At 46.6% G+C, this 21,025-nt stretch carries 21 protein-coding genes and 1 tRNA gene; 14 read left to right on the forward strand and 8 right to left on the reverse strand.

Going from position 1 to position 21,025, the window contains the following annotated elements:
• Positions 1–25: 25 nt before the first annotated feature.
• From LFX25_RS11925 to LFX25_RS11935, 3 genes are all read right to left on the reverse strand, one after another.
• Positions 26–334, reverse strand: a complete 309-nt coding sequence (locus tag LFX25_RS11925) for a HigA family addiction module antitoxin (protein ID WP_238730439.1) — start codon at positions 332–334, stop codon at positions 26–28.
• Between the two features lie 139 nt (positions 335–473).
• Positions 474–752, reverse strand: a complete 279-nt coding sequence (locus tag LFX25_RS11930; protein ID WP_238730440.1) for a type II toxin-antitoxin system RelE/ParE family toxin — start codon at positions 750–752, stop codon at positions 474–476.
• 214 nt (positions 753–966) lie between these two features.
• Entirely contained in the window at positions 967–1,668 is a 702-nt protein-coding gene (locus tag LFX25_RS11935) for an LIC_20245 family lipoprotein (protein WP_238730441.1), read from the reverse strand.
• A 122-nt stretch (positions 1,669–1,790) separates the two neighbouring features.
• Here LFX25_RS11935 and LFX25_RS11940 point away from each other — a divergent pair, with 122 nt between their 5' ends.
• From LFX25_RS11940 to recJ, 8 genes are all read left to right on the forward strand, one after another.
• Positions 1,791–2,531: an LIC11073 family putative lipoprotein gene (locus LFX25_RS11940; protein WP_238730442.1), complete on the forward strand. Its 741-nt coding sequence runs from the start codon at positions 1,791–1,793 to the stop codon at positions 2,529–2,531.
• The gene (rsmI, locus tag LFX25_RS11945) at positions 2,528–3,292 is read left to right on the forward strand and encodes a 16S rRNA (cytidine(1402)-2'-O)-methyltransferase (RefSeq protein ID WP_238730443.1); all 765 of its coding nucleotides are present in this window, start codon (positions 2,528–2,530) and stop codon (positions 3,290–3,292) included. The genes LFX25_RS11940 and rsmI overlap by 4 nt, the downstream gene beginning before the upstream one ends.
• A 15-nt stretch (positions 3,293–3,307) precedes the next feature.
• Positions 3,308–3,631 (forward strand): flagellar biosynthesis anti-sigma factor FlgM, encoded by a 324-nt coding sequence (locus tag LFX25_RS11950; RefSeq protein ID WP_135572243.1) that lies wholly within the window; start codon positions 3,308–3,310, stop codon positions 3,629–3,631.
• An 83-nt stretch (positions 3,632–3,714) separates the two neighbouring features.
• Positions 3,715–4,881 carry an iron-containing alcohol dehydrogenase gene (locus tag LFX25_RS11955; protein ID WP_238730444.1) on the forward strand — a complete coding sequence of 389 codons (1,167 nt, stop codon included), beginning with the start codon at positions 3,715–3,717 and terminating at the stop codon, positions 4,879–4,881.
• A 151-nt stretch (positions 4,882–5,032) separates the two neighbouring features.
• Positions 5,033–5,764: a glycoside hydrolase family 25 protein gene (locus LFX25_RS11960; protein WP_238730445.1), complete on the forward strand. Its 732-nt coding sequence runs from the start codon at positions 5,033–5,035 to the stop codon at positions 5,762–5,764.
• A 214-nt stretch (positions 5,765–5,978) separates the two neighbouring features.
• Complete coding sequence (locus tag LFX25_RS11965; protein WP_238731586.1) at positions 5,979–6,554, forward strand: DUF1564 domain-containing protein; 576 nt, start codon at positions 5,979–5,981, stop codon at positions 6,552–6,554.
• Between the two features lie 34 nt (positions 6,555–6,588).
• Entirely contained in the window at positions 6,589–6,909 is a 321-nt protein-coding gene (locus LFX25_RS11970) for a bactofilin family protein (RefSeq protein WP_100763885.1), read from the forward strand.
• 2 nt (positions 6,910–6,911) lie between these two features.
• A complete protein-coding gene (gene recJ / locus LFX25_RS11975) occupies positions 6,912–8,837 on the forward strand; it encodes a single-stranded-DNA-specific exonuclease RecJ (RefSeq protein WP_238730446.1) in 1,926 nt (641 codons plus the stop codon).
• 168 nt (positions 8,838–9,005) lie between these two features.
• Here the strand turns inward: recJ and pcnB are convergent, their stop codons facing one another.
• Positions 9,006–10,526, reverse strand: a complete 1,521-nt coding sequence (pcnB, locus tag LFX25_RS11980) for a polynucleotide adenylyltransferase PcnB (protein WP_238730447.1) — start codon at positions 10,524–10,526, stop codon at positions 9,006–9,008.
• Between the two features lie 53 nt (positions 10,527–10,579).
• Here pcnB and LFX25_RS11985 point away from each other — a divergent pair, with 53 nt between their 5' ends.
• Together LFX25_RS11985 and LFX25_RS11990 are read left to right on the forward strand one after the other, a co-directional pair.
• Positions 10,580–11,596: a M23 family metallopeptidase gene (locus tag LFX25_RS11985; protein ID WP_238730448.1), complete on the forward strand. Its 1,017-nt coding sequence runs from the start codon at positions 10,580–10,582 to the stop codon at positions 11,594–11,596.
• Positions 11,597–11,720: 124 nt separating this feature from the next.
• Complete coding sequence (locus LFX25_RS11990; protein WP_238730449.1) at positions 11,721–12,656, forward strand: prolipoprotein diacylglyceryl transferase; 936 nt, start codon at positions 11,721–11,723, stop codon at positions 12,654–12,656.
• A 96-nt stretch (positions 12,657–12,752) separates the two neighbouring features.
• Here LFX25_RS11990 and LFX25_RS11995 read toward each other — a convergent pair whose 3' ends face one another.
• On the reverse strand, positions 12,753–14,138 hold the full coding sequence (locus LFX25_RS11995; RefSeq protein WP_238730450.1) for a protein-disulfide reductase DsbD family protein: 1,386 nt from the start codon (positions 14,136–14,138) through the stop codon (positions 12,753–12,755).
• A gap of 221 nt (positions 14,139–14,359) precedes the next feature.
• Here LFX25_RS11995 and LFX25_RS12000 point away from each other — a divergent pair, with 221 nt between their 5' ends.
• Positions 14,360–15,088: a hypothetical protein gene (locus LFX25_RS12000; protein ID WP_238730451.1), complete on the forward strand. Its 729-nt coding sequence runs from the start codon at positions 14,360–14,362 to the stop codon at positions 15,086–15,088.
• 252 nt (positions 15,089–15,340) lie between these two features.
• Here the strand turns inward: LFX25_RS12000 and glnA are convergent, their stop codons facing one another.
• Positions 15,341–16,762, reverse strand: coding sequence for a type I glutamate--ammonia ligase (glnA, locus tag LFX25_RS12005; protein ID WP_238730452.1), 1,422 nt, complete (start codon positions 16,760–16,762; stop codon positions 15,341–15,343).
• Positions 16,763–17,090: 328 nt separating this feature from the next.
• Here glnA and LFX25_RS12010 point away from each other — a divergent pair, with 328 nt between their 5' ends.
• The 3 genes from LFX25_RS12010 (at position 17,091) to LFX25_RS12020 (ending at position 18,910) form a co-directional block, all read left to right on the forward strand.
• Positions 17,091–18,452 carry a hypothetical protein gene (locus LFX25_RS12010; RefSeq protein ID WP_238730453.1) on the forward strand — a complete coding sequence of 454 codons (1,362 nt, stop codon included), beginning with the start codon at positions 17,091–17,093 and terminating at the stop codon, positions 18,450–18,452.
• 78 nt (positions 18,453–18,530) lie between these two features.
• Positions 18,531–18,604 (forward strand) — tRNA-Met (locus LFX25_RS12015).
• Positions 18,605–18,625: 21 nt separating this feature from the next.
• Positions 18,626–18,910, forward strand: coding sequence for a Cys-rich protein (locus tag LFX25_RS12020; protein WP_238730454.1), 285 nt, complete (start codon positions 18,626–18,628; stop codon positions 18,908–18,910).
• A 157-nt stretch (positions 18,911–19,067) separates the two neighbouring features.
• On the opposite strand, the gene thiH is transcribed toward LFX25_RS12020, so the two are convergent.
• Both thiH and LFX25_RS12030 read right to left on the reverse strand, forming a co-directional pair.
• Positions 19,068–20,186, reverse strand: a complete 1,119-nt coding sequence (gene thiH, locus LFX25_RS12025; protein WP_238730455.1) for a 2-iminoacetate synthase ThiH — start codon at positions 20,184–20,186, stop codon at positions 19,068–19,070.
• Entirely contained in the window at positions 20,167–20,994 is an 828-nt protein-coding gene (locus LFX25_RS12030) for a thiazole synthase (RefSeq protein ID WP_406600497.1), read from the reverse strand. The genes thiH and LFX25_RS12030 overlap by 20 nt, the downstream gene beginning before the upstream one ends.
• Positions 20,995–21,025: the final 31 nt, after the last annotated feature.

A 21,025-nucleotide genomic window follows, 5' to 3' on the forward strand; every position in this document is an offset into this window, starting at 1 on the left:
AAAAACGAGATGAAAGCCGTCGAACCTAAATCGCTTTTCGATTCAAGGGTTTGATTTTCTTATATTCATCTTTTTGAGTACGTTCCAATTCTTCCAAATCGTAAGCCATTTGATAATTGAGCCAGAAATCGGGAGTCATTTTGAAATACCTCGCGAGTCGTAGAGCGGTATCCGGAGTAATCGATTTTTTACGATGGATGATCTGAGAAATCAAACTTTCGGAAATGCCGATATCCTTAGACAAACGATAGGCGGATAAGGACATCGGTTCCAAAAAATCGTATTTCAGCACGTCGCCGGGATGCGGATTTAAAGAGGTTCTTCTTACTTTCATAGCCAAAACTCGTAAAAGGTCTATTTACTAATTTTTCGTAGACCGAAAAATATCTTTCCTGTCTCCGTAAGACTAAATCTTACAAAAACCAAATATTCGCTTTTGTTAATTTTCGCTTTTAAAATCGAAGTTTCGTAAATCAATGATAATCGACGATTTGTACTTCGTGCGGACCGTTGTCTTTCCAAAGAAAACAAATTCTCCACTGATCGTTAATCCGAATAGAATACGTTCCTTTTCGATCCCCTTTTAAGGATTCCAGGCGATTTCCTGGAGGACTTTTCAAATCCTGAAGAATCTTTGCGGAATCGAGCGAACGGAGTTTTCTTCTGGCTACCTCTTCAATGGCCCGAAATTCCTTTGTGTCCCATCCGTTATGAAGATTTTCGGTAGATTTATCTCCAAAGGATTGAATCACGCATCTTTACTTTACGTAAAGCAACACAAACGTCAAGCTAATTTAATATTTTTGAACGAGCAGAATTCTTTTTTTGAAAAGTTGGATTCTTCCGCTAAGACGTATGCTTCGATCCAAGAAAGAATCGAACGTCCGAACCTTCCGCTTTGAAAAAAGAAATTCGAACTGGAACGTCGGCCCAAAATAGAACCGACGTAGGATGGAAATTTGAGTTCTACAATCCCGCTTGTTTAAACGCGTTTTCCTTGTCGCGTTGCACTTGCTGGAGTTGATTCTTGATCGAATCCTGAATGTTCTGGAGCTTCTTTTCGGTTTCCTCTTCTCCCGAACCCTTTTGAAGATCCACGAGATAATTGATGATGTCCATTCGATCCTGGGTTTGTTTTTCCATGTGCGTATAATACGAACGGATCTGAGCGGGAGAAGCGGTTCTCGCATACACGTTACGCGCCGCTTCCGCAATCTGAGCTTCTTCCTGCTTCTTCGCTTCCTTTTCCGTGGGCGATAATTTTTTGGGAATCAAGGAGTTGTTCGGAAATCGTTCGCGCAACTGGCTGAAACGTTCCATCTCTTCATTGGTGTACGGTTTGTTGGTCTGAGGGTTGAGCGGGTTATCAGCGTCGGCCGCGTTCGGATCGGCTTCTTTTTGTTCTCCTGTGGGATTTTCGATATATTCTCCCTTACCCGCCTTGTAAAAGGAAGAATCAAAGATGGAATCGTTGGTGCGTCCGCCGGAGGAACCCGAAGACGAAGAACCGGAGGAACTTCCTCCGCCGCCCAAAAGAAGGGCCACGCTGTCCGCTTCTCTGCTTTTTCGTTCGCGTTCGCTCGGATCATCGGAAGAAAATAGAATCCAAATCAAAGCGATGAGTGCGACGCCGATGCCGGAATAAAGGACGAGTTTACGAATGCTCATGACGACAGCTCCGAAGAAAACGGGGAAATTTTGATTGTAAGACCGCCGAACTAGGAAATTCTATCCGGAAGAGCGGAATCCTTCTCTAATTTTTGAGAAATTAAATCCTGCGCAAGATAAAAATGTTTCTGAAAATTTTCCGTCCAGCGATTCTCCCAATCCTATTTTTTATAGGAATCCCATTCGGTTGCGGTACGAATACGGACGTGGCTCAATCGCCGTTCGTTTTTATTTCTCCGGTTGGAGTTCCCCAGTTTTTGAGCGTCATCGCGGTCAACGAAGGAATCACCGATACGGTCGCAAAGGATATCGACTTTGTTTCCGAACCGAACAGCTATAAACCGGAATTCTTAATTCGTTATTTTGTGACAAACGCTGAACCGCAGTTTGTAGGTTACAATCTCTACATTACCACGGCGGCCCCTTCCGTCGCGGAAACTTTGGCCGGTGGAAATGTTTATCTGGAAAACGGGGTTCAACCTTCTTTCCCGCACCTCGCTTCCGAAGCGTCCACGAGTTCCGCAAAACTGCAAACACATCGGATCTTAAATCAAATTCCTCCTCCGGGTGTTTTTCCGTTTATCAAGTGCGAGGTTTATACGTTCACGTTGCGGGCGCTGATGAACAGCGGGATTTTTTCGAATCCTTCCACTCCCGTGAGAATGTGCGCGTCTTCCCGTCCTTATCTTTGTCCGGTCGGTTCGAGCTGCAATCCGTCCGAATGCAACAACGCGGCGTGTTCGACGACGGTAAAACAAAACTGTCCCGTGGGAACTCTCTGTAATCCGTGTACGGTCGCAGGCGCGGAAGAAACCGGTTGCGTTTGTCCTTCGGGCTCTTCTCCACCGGGCTGTAATCTATGAGTTCAGAGGAAGAATCGGCGGAACAAACTTCGACCGAAATTCCTCTCGAACCGGGAACATTGTATGTGGTCTCCACTCCGATCGGAAACTTGGAAGACTTAACTTTTCGAGCCCTTCGCATCTTAAAAAACACCGATCGAATTCTCTGCGAAAACGCGGGTCATTCCAGAAGACTGTTTCAATCCTATTCGATCACAACACCCGCTTCCACTCTATATCGGGATCAATCGGAAACTCCGTATCAAGGTATATTAGAAGAATTGAAAGCGGGAAAAACGTTCGCCCTTGTTTCGGACGCGGGAACTCCGGGCGTTTCCGATCCGGGTTCTCATCTGATTCGGATCGTCCGAGAAGCGGGTTTTAAAATCGCTCCGATTCCCGGCGCGAGCGCCCTCACTGCGCTCCTTGGAATTTCCGGGTGGCAGGCAAACCCGTTTTTGTTTTTGGGATTCTTATCCGAAAAGAAGGGTAAAAAAAGAAATCAACTTACCGAGTGGAAGGAATTCGAAGGGCTGATTATGATCTTTGAATCCGTTCACAGAATCGGAGATACGCTCGCGGCGGTGCAGGAGGTGTTCCCCGATTGCGAATATTTGATGGGCCGGGAAATGACCAAAATTCACGAGGAAATTCTCCATTTTTCCCCGATTCTATCCGGAAAACCCAAGGAATTTGCTCATAAGGGCGAATTTGTGATTTTAATCAATACCAATCGGAAAAAAATGCTTAAAGGCTCTCTTGGATCGGTCGATACAAATTAGTAGAGGTAACAAATCATGACTATCGATAAAATCGGTGGGATCGGTGGAAGCGGATACGAACCGAAAAGAACCACTCCGGTTAGAAAAGCTGAGTCAAAAGAAGCTTTTGACAACGTTTCTATTTCCGATACCGCGAAACAAAAAGCATCCGAAGCAAAACTTCAAGCTGAAGTTCAGACAATAGCACGCAAAATTCTTTCTACTCCGGACGACCAAGACCGTTCCGTTAAACTCAAAGAAGTTAAGGAAAAATTAAAGAACGGGGACTACGACAATCTGAGCGCGGACGTATTGAATACGATCGCCGATAGAATCTCAGAAACCATGTTGGGCCAATAAGAACGTTCCGGATAAACTGATTTTTACCTCTATTTAAATTAGAAGAATTCCGATTCACCAGATAACTCTGGGGGACGACGACGATGCCGATACTCCCCGATTGGGTTAACTACACATTTCCTCCCAAGATCCACTTTGAAGCAGACTGCGGCTACAAAGTGGGCAACTTCGTAAAAAATATTGGCTCCCGCACGGTCATCTTCTCCACACAACAAGAGCTGGAGAATATGGACGAACTTTCCATCATCAAAACCAGTTTGGAAAAACATATCGACGGCGTGATTCTTTACGACGATATCGTGAAAGATCCCACTCCGGAAGAATTGGATACGGCCGCCTACTTTGCCAAGATCGCGAACGCGGATTGCATCATCGGTTACGGTTCCTACGAATCCATCTCGATGGCGAAAATCATCGCGCTCCTTGTAACGAACGACATCTTCGCCGAAGAAATGTTAAACGACAAGAAGGCGAAACTGAAAAAACCTCTTCCGTTGATTCTGATTCCCACTCATCCCGTTTTCGGTTTGGAATGTTCGCCGATTTCAACGATTCTTCTCGGGGAAGAAAGAATCACGAAATACTTCTCCCACGAACTTTTATTTCCCGAGTTGATCATCGCGGACCCTAAGATTTCCTCCTTTATGAGTTCCACGGACATTTCCAAGGTCGGTGTGGGAATTTTGGCTGCCGCGGTGGATACGATTCTTTCCAAGTTTTCAACGGAACTTACGATTTCATCCGCGCTTCGGGCGATCGAGCTTCTCCAAAAAAACCTGATTCCTTCCATCCGCGATCCGAAAAACATCAACTACAAGAACGGTCTCTATGCGGCGAGTCTTTTAACCGGAATCGCTCAGTCCTCCAGTTCCTTGGGACTTTGTTTCGCTCTTTCATTAGCAAGTGCGAATATTACGAATTTGGATATTTTCCAGTCCATGTCGATCCTTCTTCCTCACGTCATGGAATACAACCTCACCTCCTCCGCCGGTAAATACGTGATGATCGCGAGAGCCTTGGACGAGGATATCACGAATATCTCCGTGATCGAGGCGGCGATCAAAGCCGTGGAGGGAATCCGTAAAATTTTTATCGAACTCAAAATTCCGCAGAGGCTTTCTGAATACGAGGTGAGAAAGATCGATCTTCCGTTGATCGCCAATCTTGCGGCTTCGTTTCCGTTTTTGGATTCTCTTCCGAGAGAACTTCCTAAGAACGAGATCGAGACGATTTTAGTCGCCGCATTTTAAGTTGTCCGGCGTGGATGCGGCTTCGTTGAAGGGCGCATCCGTATGAAAAACCGGTTTTTTTTAAATTGTGGGAACTCATACGAAACTGCGCGAGCATGCCTAGTTCCGAGTCTTCATAAATGTAGGATCTCACACAAAAAAAAGAACAGCGATGAAATCCAAAAAAATCTTTTTCATTCCATTCTTGCTTTTATTCTTTTCAACGGCCGGCTTCGGATTGTATGAGTTTTTGGATCGGGGTTGGATTTGGTTCGTTTCACCTTCCCGTTCCCGATATCCGATCCGTGGAATCGACGTTTCCAACCATCAGGGAAAAATCGATTGGAGCGCGGTTCCGAAATCGGAAATTTCTTTCGTATTTATCAAAGCGACCGAGGGAGGAGATTTTGTGGATCGCTCCTTTGCATTCAATTGGAAGGAAGCGAAACGCAACGGTTTTCCCGCGGGTGCGTATCATTTTTTCACCCTCTGCAAATCCGGAAAGGAACAGGCGGAGAATTTTATTCGAACCGTTCCGAAAGAAGTCGATTCTTTGCCTCCCGTCGTCGATTTGGAGTTCGTCGGCAATTGTAAGGAAAGGCCTCCTGTGGAAAATGTTTCCGCGGAGATCGCCGATTTTTTGAAAGCGGTCGACTCGCATTACGGTAAGAAGACGATTTTATATCTTACATACGAATTCATCGATCTTTATATCGGCTCGAACTTTCAGGATCGTTCCGTTTGGATTCGGGATATATTCAAACATCCGAATACGTTTTCGGATATAAGATGGATTCTATGGCAGTATCATAGCAGGGGACAGGTTCGCGGAATTAAAGGTCCTGTGGATCTGAACGTTCTCCAAGGAGATTTGAAAAGTTTAGTCGAACCTTTTTCTTTGTAAGAGTCGTTCCTTAAATTGAAAGGATCGGTCCGTTTTATTGAGCTGAATCGTCCGGTTCGAATGACAAAGATACATTCAAAAGTTCGATACAATTGGGACTCGTTCGTTCCTTGAAGGATGTTTAGGATGAAACTTTTTTCGGAGTGGCGGATGTTTCTGTAGAAAAAATCCAAGTTTTAGGAACCGTTCTGTTTTTTTGAGAACCGCTTACTGTATGGGTTATTTACTGGTAAGTTCCGATTTTCAACTTTCCTCACGGCTGCAAGAATCGCATACGGAAACCGTCACACTTTTGATTCCGGAAGAAACCTGGAATCGTTACTCAGAAAAAGAAGCCAGAAAATTACCGCTTCGAATTCCTTATTTGCTACAGAGATATGGAAAGTATCTTTCCGCAATACCTCGTCTCGGTAAGAAAGCCGGTCGGACTTTGTATCAGCCAAGTTCTGGTTCGCGAAGGATGAAGCGCGTGAATGCTCGGTTGAGCACCGGGAGTTGGACTTTTTTGGGAGCACTTGCACAGGCTCATGGGGTATCCCGTTGTTTTCTCTTTCATTATCTTCTGTGGTTGGAGGCCGTGGGGGTCGGAGACTCTATCGAGAGAACGATGAATGAGGGAGTTCCCACATTCCATCGGTATTACAGTTACATCCTCACCCTAGATCTACTCAACAATCGGGTGACGCGACGCCTCCGCTGCAAACCGGCGTCCCATTTTTACGCGTTAAACTATACGGAATGGTACCCTGAATTCCGCAATTCCCCGACAAACCCTCAAAAAAACATTTGAAACCGGCTCTCTAAAACTAAAACTTGGAGCCAGAATGAGCGACGAACATATCGATACAATCATCGGAGACGATATTCATTTCCGAGGAAAACTGAAATTCAGCAACTCCCTCAAAATCAAGGGCAACTTTAAAGGAACGATTGAAACGACCGGAAAACTCGTCGTAGGCGACACCGGCGAAGTGGAAGCGGACATTGAAACAGGGACCCTCGAAGTCGAAGGAAATCTGAAAGGAAACGTTTCCGCAAACGAAAAAGTCTCCATTCGCAAAACCGGCAAAGTGATCGGCGACATCCGCACCCCCGATTTAGAAATCGAATCCGGAGCGAGATTCAGCGGAAACAGCGCTATGTAAGAATGCCAAAACTTTCCCCTTTTTCACACGGCCCGGGTTTAAAGGACTTAGTTCCTTCCGGGTTCCGTCAACATCTCAGCCCGCTTCAACATCGATTCTACGAAACACACCTTCGGGATAAATCCCATCCGGAACATCTTCTCTACCACGGACTCCGCGAACTTCCTTCTCCGTTTTTACTTCCCGATCTCGAACCGGCCCTCGAACTTCTCAAAGAATTCGTTCGCCTGGAAAAAAAGATTCTTCTCTTCGGCGACCGGGACTGCGACGGGGTTTCCTCCACGAGCCTACTCGGAGGATTTTTAAAAAGGATTCACAGGGGAGAATTGATTCTGAAAACTTCGAACGAAGAAGACTACGGACTATGCCCCGCCGCTCTCGATTTCGTAAAAAAGAATCGACCCGATCTGCTGATCACTCTCGATTTCGGAACGACCAATCACGTTCAAATCGACGAACTTGCATCCCTCGGAATCAAGGTCATCGTCCTCGACCACCACGAAATCCCGGAACGGATTCCCGATTGTTATCTGATTTCCCCGAAACGGCAGGATTCGCAATATCCGAACGAAAAAATCTGCACCTCAGTTCTGGCTCTCAAATTTATACAGGCTTACCTGTATTCTTCTTTGGAAGAATACAACCGCGCGGTTTGGATTCCCGACGGAAATTCCCTATTTTCAGGTTATCTAATATATCGAGGTAAACTTCTCTTTCAAGGGGATCGACAGGAAGCGGAATCGAAATTTCATCTTCCGATCATGGACGAAACGTTCGTATTCAAATCCTCTTACCCCGAAAGAGAATGGTTCTATCATGAATTTCTAAACTACCCCGCGATCCTCGAACAATATCTTCAGAACTTCGACCTGGCCTCGATCGGAACGGTCTCCGACATGATGCCTCTCTACGGAGAAAACCGGATCATCGTCCGCGAAGGCTGTAAGATTCTTTTCAGACTCTATCGCAAAGAAACACGCCACAGAGAGGGGCTTTTTCAACTCCTTCAATTGATGGAACTCGCAGACAAACACGTGACTTCCAAGGACTTGGGCTGGGGACTCGGCCCGATGATCAATTCCGCGGGAAGAATGAATCGGACCGAAGTCGCATTAAATTTACTCCTGGAAGAAGATCCGGCGCGTGCGCAGATCGGCGCAAAAGAACTTCAAAAACTCAACGAGGAACGAAGGGAAAGAACGAAACGCAACTTATTCAAGGTGGACGGTTTCCTAAAACGGAAAAAAGAAAGAACGGAAAAGCCCGTCCTTTTCTGTTACGAACCCGACTTCGAACCGGGAGTTTCCGGAATTGTCGCCACAAGGCTTGTGGAAGAATACAAACGCCCGGTTCTTTTCATAACTCCCGATCACGGTCACGCAAAAGGAAGCATTCGTTCCTACGGTAAGGAGAACGTCCTCAATCTTCTGAAAAAAGCGGAACCGCTTTTTTTTCAATTTGGAGGCCACAAGGAAGCCGGTGGATTTTCCCTGGAAATCGAAAAAATCCCTGAGCTTGCAAAGGTCGTTTTCGAAAACGCAGACCATTGGCTCGAAGAAGAACAAAAACAAGCCGCGCTCGATCAAACTCCAAGTCTCGTCACTCTGCAACCCGAAGAATTGAACGCAAAACTCTTTCAGGAACTTTCTATCTTCGAGCCGTTCGGTCATGAGAATCCGGTTCCTCTTTATTCCATCAAGAACGCGAAGATCTATCATACAAAACCGATGACGGACGGTAAACACGTTCGTTTTAGAATCTTAGGTGCGCCCGAATCGATCCAATGCCTGATCTGGAACCGCGGAAAGGATTTTTTGGATTTATTAAGCAGAGCGGGAAGCTTGGATCTCTGGGGTTCTTTGGAAGAATCCACCTTTCGGTCCAAAACGTCCCTTCAATTTGTGGTGAGTCATTTTCAAGAATCGTAGAATTAAGAATCGAAAACGAGCGTTCGAATTTTAGATTTTGATCGTTTAGTCCGCGAATTCGACACTTACAATTTTTTGAATATACGCGCCTGCTGACGCAGGCGCTGCCATCGATCCACCCTTTGAACGGCGCCTACGACGACGCGGGTTCGGACGGACCGAATTTTCTTAATCCTCTCCGGGAAAGTTCGCGGAGTTGTTTCCGATGGAATCATCCAGATCGGCTTTTCTGGAAGTTTCGTTTCCGCCGCCGGGGGATTCTTCTCTTCGATTCCCGCGTTCTCCCTGAGATTGTTGACCTTGACCGCCGCCTTCTCGATTGCGATTCCGGAAATTTTTATTCCGATTTTTGTTTTGGCGCTGGCCTCCTTGCTGTTGGCCGCCGCCTCCACCACCGCCCCCGCTAAACTTCTTAACCGGGATCGGTCTTTTACGAACGGAAATTTCCCAAAAGAACGCGCTCTGAATCGATTGTTCGTCGTTTTCAGCGATCGCTCCGATCTTAAAGACCATAAACGCATCGTAGAAATAATCCTTCATTCGGAAGAAATTATTCTGTGACGATTTTTCGTCTTCGGTGCTTAAGAATCGTTGCTGGCTCGCAAAAATCTTTATCAAACGATCCTTGTCCTTTTTAGGGGTTTCCAAACGTTTGAAGATCGGTTCCAGACTGTTTTTGATGGCCGGAACCAGATGCATATTCTCTTTTTGTAATGCTTCCGAAGCGAGGTCCGAAAAGATCAGAGAATAAAAGATATGAGGAGTCATCTCCTCCCGTTCGGTCAGGAGTTTGTCCGCGATCGCAAGGCGTTTTCCGATATTGGTTTCGAGAAACTTCTCGCCGAAATTGGAATTCTTCTTTCTTTCCTTTTCAAAGGCTTCCTTAAAAAGGACTTCTAAAAGCCCGTGTTCGGCCATACCCTGAAAGATCAGGGAGGTTTTCCAAGTACGGAAGATCTTATTGTATTCTTCCAGCATTCTCGAGCTGGAAGCTTTTTCCAATTCGATCTTGTGTTTACGGATCGCCTTAGCGGTCGTCTTTTCAATATTCAATCCGAGAATCTCCGCGAACTTAACCGCGCGCAGCATTCTTACCGGATCTTCGCGAAAGGAGATGTCGGGATCCCCGATCACTCGCAAAACCTTATTCTGAATGTCTTCAAAACCGCCGACGTAGTCTATGATAGAATCGTTTCTTACGTCATAATATAAGGAATTGATTGTAAAGTCTCTGCGGGCCGCGTCTTCCTGTGGCGTCCCGAACTTGTTGTCTCTCTTGATGAGGTAATCTTGATCCTCCACGGCTTTCCCGAGTCTGTAGTCAGGCAGGGAACGAAAGGTACTGACTTCGATCACTTTTCCGCGGAAAAGTATATGCACGATTTTGAATCTTCTTCCGATGATACGGCAGTTATTAAAGATCTTTTTGATCTGATTCGGTGTCGCGTTAGTGACAACGTCGAAGTCTTTCGGCTTTCTTCCGAGAAGAAGGTCGCGAACCCCTCCTCCCACGATATAAGCCTTGAAGCCGAATTTATTCAGCCTGTGGATGATTTTGACCGCGTCCTCATCTATCATGTTTTTGCGGATCAGGTGGGCATCCCGGTAGTAGCGTTTGCCGTCCGGGTGAGAGAGAATATCCTCAACTGATCCTATTTTTTTCTTGAACAGATTGGACAGGAATTTCATATAAAGAATGGGTCTATAATCCCTTCGATCCCCCTACCTGCAAGTAAAAATCTATGACAAGCCCTGCAAAGTACGATCTCAAATTGACTCATTCCGAGCGCTTGCAGGTCGGAATTCTCAAATCCAAAAATTGGTTCAAAAAGTTCAAAGAATCCGGCTCCAAAAAGATCTCCTTTTTGCTCGTTCCGCACAGTCATGAGAACGTGATTCGTATCGAACTCAACGTCTTTATGGCTTGGTTCCTCGGAATCCTCTCCAGTCTGATTCTCGTATTGGCGTTCGTGTTTCTTTCTTACTTGAACTTCTTCTATCGTCCGGACGAAGACCTCTTTCAGAAGAGCGATGAGAATGTCAGTCAATATCTTTACTACGATATGCTTCTCCAGGACGCCAAAAAGGAAATCCGCGGCCTGGAAAGAAAGACGGAGCAGCTCAATCTCGTCGCTTGGGACGAGGTTCCTTGGAAACGGATTCTGACATACGAAGTCATCCCCGAGTTCCGTCTCAAAAAAGAAATCCCGGATTCGGAAACAAACCTGGAGCTCTACAAAAATACGGTCGAAGGTTTTGCCGCGCAAAACATAGAACTCTTTCGGATTCGTCAGGCGTTTGAAAACGCATTCGATTATCTCGAAGAAAGGGAATCCATTCTCTACGCACTTCCTAGGGGTCGTCCTTTAAAACCCGGAGTGGGTTTCGTTTCATCCACGTTCGGCGGAAGGGTCGATCCGTTCGGGCTTGTTGTTTTAGGAGAACATCACTCCGGCGTGGACTTCGCTTCCTCCGAAGGAACTCCGATCTATGCGACGGCTCCGGGCATCGTCGTCGAATCCGGTCAGTCTTCGGGCGGGTTAGGAAAGAACATTCGGATCAATCACTTAAACGGAATCTTTACCGTGTACGGTCACTGTTCTCAGATTCTCGTCGAAAAAAATCAGATCGTAAAACGGGGAGATCTCATCGGTCTTGTGGGTTCCACCGGTAAGGCGACCGGACCGCACGTTCATTACGAAGTTCACATGGGACAAGATCCTCCCGTCGATCCTGCGGAATTCATCAACATCGAGTGACCTCGACTTCTTTCTCTTCGTTCCTTTTCACGAAAAGAATTCGCTTTCTCGGAATCGCTTTTGCCTATTTTAAAAAAGGATTATGGGTTGATCCATTCCTGCGATCGTTAGTATTGGTTACACTATGATCGATAGAATTCCAGTTCCGTTTCTCAAACAATTCTTCAATTGGGACGGACCTTCCACGTTCAGCATCCTGATGATGTTGGGTTTTTTAGCCGCGTCTTATCTTCTTCCCAAGGAATTAAAACGAAGAGGTCTTGAACCGGAGCATTCCGATTGGCTTCTTCTTTTGGGAATCTTAGGCACCTTGGTCGGCGCGAAGATTTTTTTCGTATTTGAAATCTGGGATCAGATCTTCGTGGAAACTCCCGGCTTTGACGGAAAGTATCTCTATCCCCTAACGCATTGGTACGGTTTTCCGGGTAGAATGGCCCTCTGGGACAATTTGTTTTCGGGAAGCGGTCTTGTTTTTTACGGCGGGTTTCTGTTCGGAATTCTTTTCATATCTCTTTATATGAAATACTTCAAACTCGACGTGCCTGCGTATCTCGACGCAGCGGTTCCGAGTATGGCGATCGGTTATGCGATCGGAAGATTGGGCTGTTGGGTTTCGGGCGACGGCTGTTACGGATTTGCGACCGACGTGCGGATTCCTCTTTTGGTTTTCGACTATCACGGCGCTCATCCCTCCGGAGTTCCCGTTTGGAACACTCCTCTCATCGAATCCATCGTTTCGTTTTTGTTCTTCTTTTACTTTCAATATTGGGCAAAGAATCAGAACTTCAAAAAGTTTTCCATCGGGGCGCAGTATTTGGTTCTGCACGGATTTGCAAGATTGATGGTGGAATTTTTAAGAGTGAATAAGGCGGTGTTTCCGTTTATCGATCCTCCTTCGATCGTGAACATTCCGAACGCGGAACAGAACCCCGCGTTCTTGAACCAATACTATTGGCACGGCTTTTCTCAGTCTCAGTGGGTTTCGATCGCGATCATAGCGGCAGGAGCGTTCTTCATCATCAAGGGCAAGCTCTGGCAGAAAGAAGGTGCGGCCGCCTAAAACGGCGAGTCCGCGCGTTAACTCGGCAAAACGCTTCCTGAACTCAGCGGATGCCTCTCTACGGATCGGCATCCAGGTCGTTCGTCCGGTCGAGTTTTAAAACGAACGCTTTAATGTTTGGATCATCGTGGTCGTGTCCTGATAATCCGTATTCTTATACAAAAGATTTCCGTGTTCGTCCAGGATCACAAAGAAAGGAAGGCCGATCTTGAGTTCTTCAAAACGGGGATCGTTCGCGTAGGTTTCAAAGATCGGATCCTGATCTTTGATCTTCAGTAGAACCGCGCCCCGCAACGCCTCGTTCAAAGCAGGATCGTTTTGTGTGAGCTCCTCAAAGGCCTTGCAGTTCGTGCACCAATCCGCATAGAAATCGATAAAAACTTTTTTACCTTCTTCTTTTCCTTCCGTGTAAGCCTTACCCGGAGTTCGAAACCAGGAAAGATTTCCTTTCGTTTCGATTTCCGCCGTGGATGCAGAATAAGAACCGCCTAAGTTCGGTGCGAGAAGAATGACAAGCCCCGTCGCGGACAAAACGACCCCGCCGAGAAACAAAGCCTTCTTCATTCTTACGTAGCGGTTCCAATCCTCCGGAAGAAAGAAGTAGAGACAAACCAGCAAAAACAAAATCCCCAGGGCCGCCGGCGGAATCGCAGAATCGGCAATTCCCCAACCGCTCAACGACTTTTGAAAATACGTATAAGAAAAGTATAATACGAAAATACCGAGAACCCACTGAATCCAGCGCATCCATTTTCCGGATTTGGGAAGACTCAGGCCGAATACTCCGATCATCAAAAACGGAAATCCGAGTCCGACTCCGAATAAGAACATTTTAAACGAAGCCAAAAGAATCGAACCGGCAGTGATCGCCCCCGCCCCCGCGGTGATTTGCAAAAGGATCGCGACGACCACCGGCCCGACGCAGGGAGAAGAAAGAAGTCCCGCGCCCATCCCCAAAAGGAACGTTCCTCCGCAACCTTGTGCGGTTTTCACTTCTTTCGATTGGAAAAAAGGAAGATGGATCAGATCCAAAGAGCCCAAGGCCAAAAGAAAAATCAAAATCGCGAGTCCGAGATTTATGATCGGATATCGAAGAATGACGTTAAACGCACCGCCCGAAAAACCGGCGATTACGCCGAACGACGCATATACGACCACGAGTCCTAGATAATAAATCGAAGGATGAAGAATGCGGGGGGAACCTTCTCCCCTGGCCCGAACGATTCCGACCGTGATCGGATATAAGGGATAAACGCACGGTAAAAGGCTTGCGAGAACGCCACCGGAAATCAGAACGAATCCGGTCGTCCAGTCAAAGGCCCCGCTGGAAACGCCTTCGGAAACGGATTTTTGAATTTCGGAAAACCAAGAAACGGAAGTGGTTTCTGCGGATAAGGAAAGACAAACGGTGAAAAAAGACAGGAACCCCCAAACTGCAAAACTGCGTCGAAAAATCTTGTATAGGGCGATTCTTAGTAACACGGATCAAACGACCAAAAAATACGAAATCGTTTCGAGAACTATGCTTCCGCTTAAAAATCAGAGGTCAACCCGATTCTAAACGCACCATGCCCGAACTCGTAGTTTAGACTGGATGCGTTTTCAAAAGATTCTTTTTTTGCGGAAAGGGAGAAGGGGCTACCCCGTTTTTTCAGCGATTCCTCCCTCACCTAAAAATCGGAATCTGCCGAAAATCATTCTGAATGCGCCCCGGAATTCTCAGACTCTTCTATTGTATCCTCTTGGGGATATGGATCGGTGCGGAAACCGCGCCGGTTGGAGCCGAGATCGACCTCGACTACAATTACGAATACGAGAAGAACGGGCCTTATACGAAATTCTCCGACTGGGTTCCTTACAAACTCCATAAATGGGAGCCCAAATTTTTAGAGGATTATTACCAGCTCTACGGACTCAAACTCCATTACAAAGAGAACGAACTGAGAAGGGATATTTACTTCCTAAAAATCGGATTGAAGAAACGTTTTCGTCATCCCAAGAACGCGCTCTGTCCGATCGCCGACGAGGACGAATATTACAAATACCGCAACCTTCTTTTTATGCACATCAATCTGCAGATCATGCGTTCCTACATGAGAATCGCGTCCCAATTTGATAAGCGACATCTGTATTTTTACAACCTGGACTTCGCGTACGAACTGAACCGCTCTTTCGAGGTCGCCGACGGATTTTATAAGGAAGCCATTCCCTATTGGAAAGAAGCTCAGAGATATGCGGATCGTTCCTCCGAAATCGACAACGACTTGGATCTGGGAACCTTGGAGACGGAACGTTATGAAATCATCACGGGGAAACTCGATTTCGGAAAGATCATCGAGGGTCATTTGGCCCGTTTAGAAAAGAAAAGAAATACGGTGAAGGAATATCTGAACAAACATCCGGACGCCAACAAACCCGTGCTCGAACAGTAAAAGTAGGAGTTCCCACAAGGAGAATTTTTCTTGAAAATGTAAGAATTCTCTGATATAGAAAAGTCTGCCGATTTTCTCCCGCAAGCCCGCCTCCTCCACCCAATCAGGGTGGGGACAACCTTGTTTTACAGCAAAATCGTCGGAGCTCTTACAGGCAATTCTCCCTAAAAAAAAAGCCCGAGAAAAATCCCGGGCTTTTTTTCGATTCTGCGTTTGAAAACGGCGCCTCCGTAAAGTCGACGCCCTTTTCGATTAGCAGGAATAGGTCGTAAGGAATTCGAACGGGTGAGGTCTTCCTTCCCAAGGCCAGATTTCAGTTTCAAACTTATACGCTTTGTAAGTTTGAATGAATTCTTCCGTGAACACGTCTCCTTTTTTGAGGAAGTCTCTGTCGAGGAGCATGTGCTCAACCGCTTCTCTCAAAGTGTGAGGCATCTGCTGAATTCCCTTCTCGCGGATTTCATCCAGAGAAAGTTCGAAAAGATCTTCTTCCCGAGGTGGACCCGGATCGATTTTCTTTTGAACTCCGTCGATACCGGCCATCAGCATCGCCGCGAAAGCGAGATACGGGTTCGCGGAAGAATCAGGGAAACGGAATTCTACCCTTCTTGCTTTGTCTCCGTTAACGAAAGGAATACGGCAGGAAGCGGAACGGTTCTGAGCGGAATACGCTAAGATAGAAGGAGCTTCGAAACCGGGAAGAAGTCTCTTGTAAGAGTTTGTGGAAGCGTTTGTGAAAGCCGCACAAGCTTTTGCGTGAGAAAGAACCCCGCCGATGTAGTTCATAGCGGTGTCGCTGAGGTTTTGATATCCTTTTCCCGCGAAAAGGTTCACGCCGTTTTTCCAGATGGACTGGTGGCAGTGCATCCCGTTTCCATTATCACCGTAAAGAGGTTTCGGCATGAAAGTCGCAGTCTTACCGTAGTTGTGCGCGACCATCTTCACGACGTATTTCAGTTTTTGAACGTTGTCCGCGGCTTCGATCAGAGTTCCGAATTTCACACCGATCTCACCTTGGCCTTGCGCAACCTCGTGGTGAACCACGAAAGTTTCCATACCGATCTGGTGAAGAGTCTTAACGATCGCAGCTCTCAGATCCACTTGAGAGTCCACAGGAGCTACCGGAAAGTAACCGCCTTTGGTTCCGGGACGGTGACCGGTGTTTGTAGAACCGGGGAAATCCGTATGAGAATTCCAAATCCCTTCCGAAGAATCGATTTCGTAGTATTGAACGTTGATCGCGTCTCTTACTTTGATGTTGTCAAAGATGAAGAATTCGTTTTCAGGACCGAAATACGCGGTGTCCGCAAGACCGGAAGACTCGAGATATTTCAGAGCTTTCTTAGCGATGGAACGAGGACATTTTTCGTAGAGTGCGCCTTTGTAGATGTCGAATACGTCGCAGAAAACCACAAGAGTAGGATCCGCAGTAAAAGGATCTAAGAAGATCGCATCCGTATCCGGAATCAATTGCATGTCGGATCTGTCGATCGGCTGCCAAGCTGGAATGGAGCTTCCGTCAAAAGGTAAACCTTTAAAGGAATCTTCAGTGATAGCAACTGTGTGATAAGACACGTGGTGCCAAGCTCCTTTGATATCCGTAAAACGGAAATCGTAGAAAAGAACGTTATTCGCCTTGGCGTATGCGATAACTTCACTAGGTGTTCTGGACATTCTATTCTCCTATTTGTCTTCGAGTATTAATAACTAATCTCTAATTCACGCGTAGCGTGCGTCTGTAAACTTTAAGCAATTATCGTACCATTGGAATGAAATCCGATGATTTCCGAAAAAAAGGGAACAATTCCCTTCTTCTATCCGATTGCGGGACGAATCCGGAATCAAAGTAAAATTCCTTGAAAGGCAGGCAAGCCCTAAAATACACTGCGGTAGCAGATTTTATCTTTTTTCCAATCCGATTGGCAACTAGCTTAATTTTCGTACAAAGACAGTACTGATAATTTACATTCTGCATAAATATTATTCAGCGTTCGAGAAATCCATGAGACAAATTCATTTTCTTACCGAAGCGGAGTTAAAACGAAGAATGGATCGCGAAACTTTCACGACCTTATTCGAAACTTCCGAACCGACCGAAGGCGCTTTGAAAGAATTTTTTGCCCAATTGAAAACTTGGGCCGAAGAACAAAACGCGAAGTATTGCATCGCGTTTTCGGAATCTTGGTTTGAACGCTTCGAACTCTTGGAAACGGAAAAATCCCCCACCCGTTCGATTACGAATCTATCGAAGATCGTCAATCCTCCGTTTGCCGGAGTTCCGTCCAAATTCTTCCCCGCATTCGTATGGGGAGAATCCCTCTATTTCCCTTTCGCGGCTGAAGAATCCACACTTTCCTCCAAGATCGCGATGATGGAAGAAAAGATCGAAGTCGAAGCAAAGCAGAAAACGAAATCGACTAGGAACGCCTCGATCTATCGGTTAGAATTTCAAATCATAACCGGGGATTCTTTCGGGCTAGAACAAATTCTGAATTTGGACATTCCCGCAAGTCTCGTCGAAAAAATCATCGAACGCGACGGAGAATTCTTTTTACTCACTCCGAAATTAAACGGAACCCGCGCCCTTTTCGCGATATATCTTTTGTCCACGATCTCCGAAAAAATCGAATTCAATTTTTCTAAAGTAACGATCGAACTGAACACCGATCGTGCCGTCCTTCCGATTTGGTTCAAACGTTCCGGAGGGGCGTTGGCGGGGATCGATGCGGAGAATTCTCCCGGCTACCAATCGGGAAATTTTCCTTCCTTGGAGATTGCCGCTTCTCCGTGGTTGAGCGCTTCGTTTTTGTTTTTAGTATTGAATTCTTCCTTATTGGATGCATGGGAAAATGCGGGAACAAACGAGGCCGGATCGGGTGGCGCCGCGAGTGAAACGAGCGGCGGCGGTTCTGAAAATCGTTTGCCTATGGATTTGCAAACGGAAACGATCGCTTCGTTTCCCCGTTTCGGAAGGAACGAATCTTGGAGAGATCTTACGGAACATCGTTTTGCGTCGCGGGTTTCGAGGCACGCGGGAGAAGAGGAGAATTTCTATCACACTCTCCTTCAAAAAGAATACGAAACTTCCAAGAACATTCTCGATTCCACATTAGAAACTCGTAAGGAAGAATTGGAAGAATTCGAAATTCCGGAATTACTCGATCGATTGAAAGCGGCTCAGGATTCTTCCCAAACGATTTCGTTTCACGAAGGCGCACGTGAGGATTGGAAAACGATCCAGTCGGCAATCATGAATTCGATTTTAGAACGTTGGAAGGAACGCACGGAACTGACGACGAAAAAAATCGAGGAAATCTCCTCGGCTTCCGCATGGAAAAATCTGATCGAAATCTGGAAGTCCTAGGTTAGAAGGAAACCTTGACAGGGCGATTCCCCTGAAAAAAATAGCACTGGAACCGATTTTATCGGGTCCAAACAAAGCGGCGACGTAGCTCAGCTGGTTAGAGCAACGGAATCATAATCCGCAGGTCCGGGGTTCGAATCCCTGCGTCGCTAATCGTTTCAAAGGAGAAGACGTTGAAACATCTCTTTCTATTGATTCTTTCTTTCTTCCTTCTGGCAGGTTCCGTGTCAGCCCAATCCGCTACTTGTAACGAAGTTTGCGGTTTTTACTTTGGCTGTGTGGAGCAAAACGCTCCGAGAAAACTCAGCGCAGATGAAAAAACGAAAGTAAAAGCAGGTTGTTTGAATTCTTGTAAAAAACATACGGCGGCAGTCGCAGCTTGTTTCGAAAATCACAAGTCTCAGTGTAAACCGTTCAACGATTGTATCGTAAACGCATACAACTCGAATAAAAAATAAATCTTAGAACCACCGAATTTCCTTCAAAGTAAAAACGATTTGAAAGGGAAATGTGAAAAGAGCGGGAACAAACCCGCTCTTTTTTTATACAAAGGGAACGCGGCATAAGGAAGCAGCCTCGAGGGCGGCAAAGAATACGCCCCTCGCCTGTCCCCCGTCACTCCAAAAGCGCGCGATCGAAGTCTTTAAAGACGGGATCCAATCCGCGCGCTCTGAGCGTGGTCACCAATTCGGGAATGGTTCGGTTGTCCTCGATTTCAAATTGTTTGAGCGCGCCGGAATCGGAATATCCTCCCGGCTCCGTTTTGGATTCCACGGACATGTGCGTAATCCCTAATTCGCAAAGATGGTCCCTGAGTTTCTGCGATTCTCTTGTGGATAGAACGAGACCAACGTCCGGAAAAGAAATCCGAAACGCGAACAGATAACGCACAAAGTCCTTGTCGCCGATCGGAACGATTTTTTGGAAATTCCCGGCCGCAGGCCGCATTCTCGGAAGAGAAACCTGGAAGGACGTTCTCCAGTATTCTTTCATTAGATATTTTGCATGTTCTCCGAGTTTATACAATTCTCCGAGAGGATCGGAAAGCCCGAGAAGCGCGCCGAGACCGATACGTCGAAATCCCGCCTTTCCTCCCCGATCCGGAGCCTCGAGACGGTAGCGCATATTCTTTTTGATTCCGCGATAGTGATTCTCCGCATAAACGATCGGGTCGTATGTTTCCTGATAAACGACAAGAGCCTCCGCCCCCGACCCGATTAAAGATTCGTACGGTTCTCGATCGAGGGGATAGATTTCGATCGCGATGGAATCGAACGATTTTTTGAGAATCGACACCGCGTTTCGGATGTATTCCAAATTCGTTTTGCTGTAATCCTCTCCCGTCAATACGACAAGATGACGGATCCCCTTCGACTTGAGAACTTGCGCTTCCCGTTCGATCTCCTCTTCGCTTAACGTTTTGCGCGGAATTTTGTTTTCGTAGCTGAATCCGCAATAAAGACAGGAAGAGCGACATTCGTTGGAAAGGTATAAGGGCATGTAGAGCTGAATCGTGTTTCCAAAACGTTCTTTTTTGATTTGTTTCGAAAGAATTGCCATCGCCTCCAAATACGCGGTTGCCGCGGGAGAAATTAGAGAAACATAATCTTCGAATGGAACAGATTGCCCGAACGAAGATTTATGAAGCGCGCTTTCGACGTCGTTTTTCGTTTTGGAACGAACGATTTCAACCGCGTCCTCGAACGAAGTTCTGTCAAAAAGATCCGTGTACATCTCTTTCTTCTTCGTTTAAAAAACCGGTTAAAGGACTGGAAGCCGAAGCCTCCAATTTGAATTTTGCGCCCGTTCCGCCGTAAAGTTTTGCGAGGCGTCCCGCTTCAGTCGCGAGTCGAAACGCTCTTGCGATAGCGGATGGATTCTTTGCGATCGCGATTGCGGTATTGACGAGAACGGCGTCCGCACCGAGTTCCATCGCCTCCGCAGCGTGGGAAGGAAGACCGAGTCCCGCGTCGACTACGACCGGAATTTTGGATTGAGAGATGATGATTTCAAGATTCGCTTTCGTACGGATTCCGAGATTGGAACCGATCGGGGAACCGAGCGGCATTACTGTTGCGCAACCGGCTTCTTCCAAATGTTTGCAAAGTATCGGATCGGCGTTGATGTAAGGAAGAACTTTAAATCCTTCTTTAACGAGAATCTCGGCGGCCTTTAAAGTTTCGATCGGATCGGGTAACAAATATACCGGATCGGGGGTAACTTCGAGTTTCACCCAATCACCGGCTCCGAGTTCTCGCGCAAGCCTCGCAAGTCGAATCGCCTCTTCCGCATTTCTCGCACCGCTCGTATTTGCTAAAAGGAGAATTTTGTTTCGATCGATTCTGGAAAGAATATCGTCCTCAGGAGCTTCCAGATCGACTCGTCTAAGCGCGACGGTCACGACTTCCGTTTCGGAGGCGATGATCGCGCTATGCATCGCTTCACCCGAAGAGAATTTTCCGGTGCCAAGAAAGAGTCTGGATTGAAACGTTTTGCCCGCGATGACGAGCGGATCGAAGTTCATGTCGGAGGAAGAAGTCATTCTACTGTAGAAATCTTCGGACAGGGCCACA

This window comes from Leptospira sanjuanensis, from assembly GCF_022267325.1.
Classification (GTDB): domain Bacteria; phylum Spirochaetota; class Leptospiria; order Leptospirales; family Leptospiraceae; genus Leptospira; species Leptospira sanjuanensis.

Bases quoted from the DNA above. Each gene is read 5' to 3' on its own strand.
- LFX25_RS11925 (WP_238730439.1), bottom strand. From the start codon at position 334: ATGAAAGTAAGAAGAACCTCTTTAAATCCGCATCCCGGCGACGTGCTG.
- LFX25_RS11935 (WP_238730441.1), bottom strand. From the start codon at position 1,668: ATGAGCATTCGTAAACTCGTCCTTTATTCCGGCATCGGCGTCGCACTC.
- LFX25_RS11940 (WP_238730442.1), top strand. From the start codon at position 1,791: ATGTTTCTGAAAATTTTCCGTCCAGCGATTCTCCCAATCCTATTTTTT.
- rsmI (WP_238730443.1), top strand. From the start codon at position 2,528: ATGAGTTCAGAGGAAGAATCGGCGGAACAAACTTCGACCGAAATTCCT.
- LFX25_RS11950 (WP_135572243.1), top strand. From the start codon at position 3,308: ATGACTATCGATAAAATCGGTGGGATCGGTGGAAGCGGATACGAACCG.
- LFX25_RS11955 (WP_238730444.1), top strand. From the start codon at position 3,715: ATGCCGATACTCCCCGATTGGGTTAACTACACATTTCCTCCCAAGATC.
- LFX25_RS11960 (WP_238730445.1), top strand. From the start codon at position 5,033: ATGAAATCCAAAAAAATCTTTTTCATTCCATTCTTGCTTTTATTCTTT.
- LFX25_RS11965 (WP_238731586.1), top strand. From the start codon at position 5,979: ATGGGTTATTTACTGGTAAGTTCCGATTTTCAACTTTCCTCACGGCTG.
- LFX25_RS11970 (WP_100763885.1), top strand. From the start codon at position 6,589: ATGAGCGACGAACATATCGATACAATCATCGGAGACGATATTCATTTC.
- recJ (WP_238730446.1), top strand. From the start codon at position 6,912: ATGCCAAAACTTTCCCCTTTTTCACACGGCCCGGGTTTAAAGGACTTA.
- pcnB (WP_238730447.1), bottom strand. From the start codon at position 10,526: ATGAAATTCCTGTCCAATCTGTTCAAGAAAAAAATAGGATCAGTTGAG.
- LFX25_RS11985 (WP_238730448.1), top strand. From the start codon at position 10,580: ATGACAAGCCCTGCAAAGTACGATCTCAAATTGACTCATTCCGAGCGC.
- LFX25_RS11990 (WP_238730449.1), top strand. From the start codon at position 11,721: ATGATCGATAGAATTCCAGTTCCGTTTCTCAAACAATTCTTCAATTGG.
- LFX25_RS12000 (WP_238730451.1), top strand. From the start codon at position 14,360: ATGCGCCCCGGAATTCTCAGACTCTTCTATTGTATCCTCTTGGGGATA.
- glnA (WP_238730452.1), bottom strand. From the start codon at position 16,762: ATGTCCAGAACACCTAGTGAAGTTATCGCATACGCCAAGGCGAATAAC.
- LFX25_RS12010 (WP_238730453.1), top strand. From the start codon at position 17,091: ATGAGACAAATTCATTTTCTTACCGAAGCGGAGTTAAAACGAAGAATG.
- thiH (WP_238730455.1), bottom strand. From the start codon at position 20,186: ATGTACACGGATCTTTTTGACAGAACTTCGTTCGAGGACGCGGTTGAA.
- LFX25_RS12030 (WP_406600497.1), bottom strand. From the start codon at position 20,994: ATGACTTCTTCCTCCGACATGAACTTCGATCCGCTCGTCATCGCGGGC.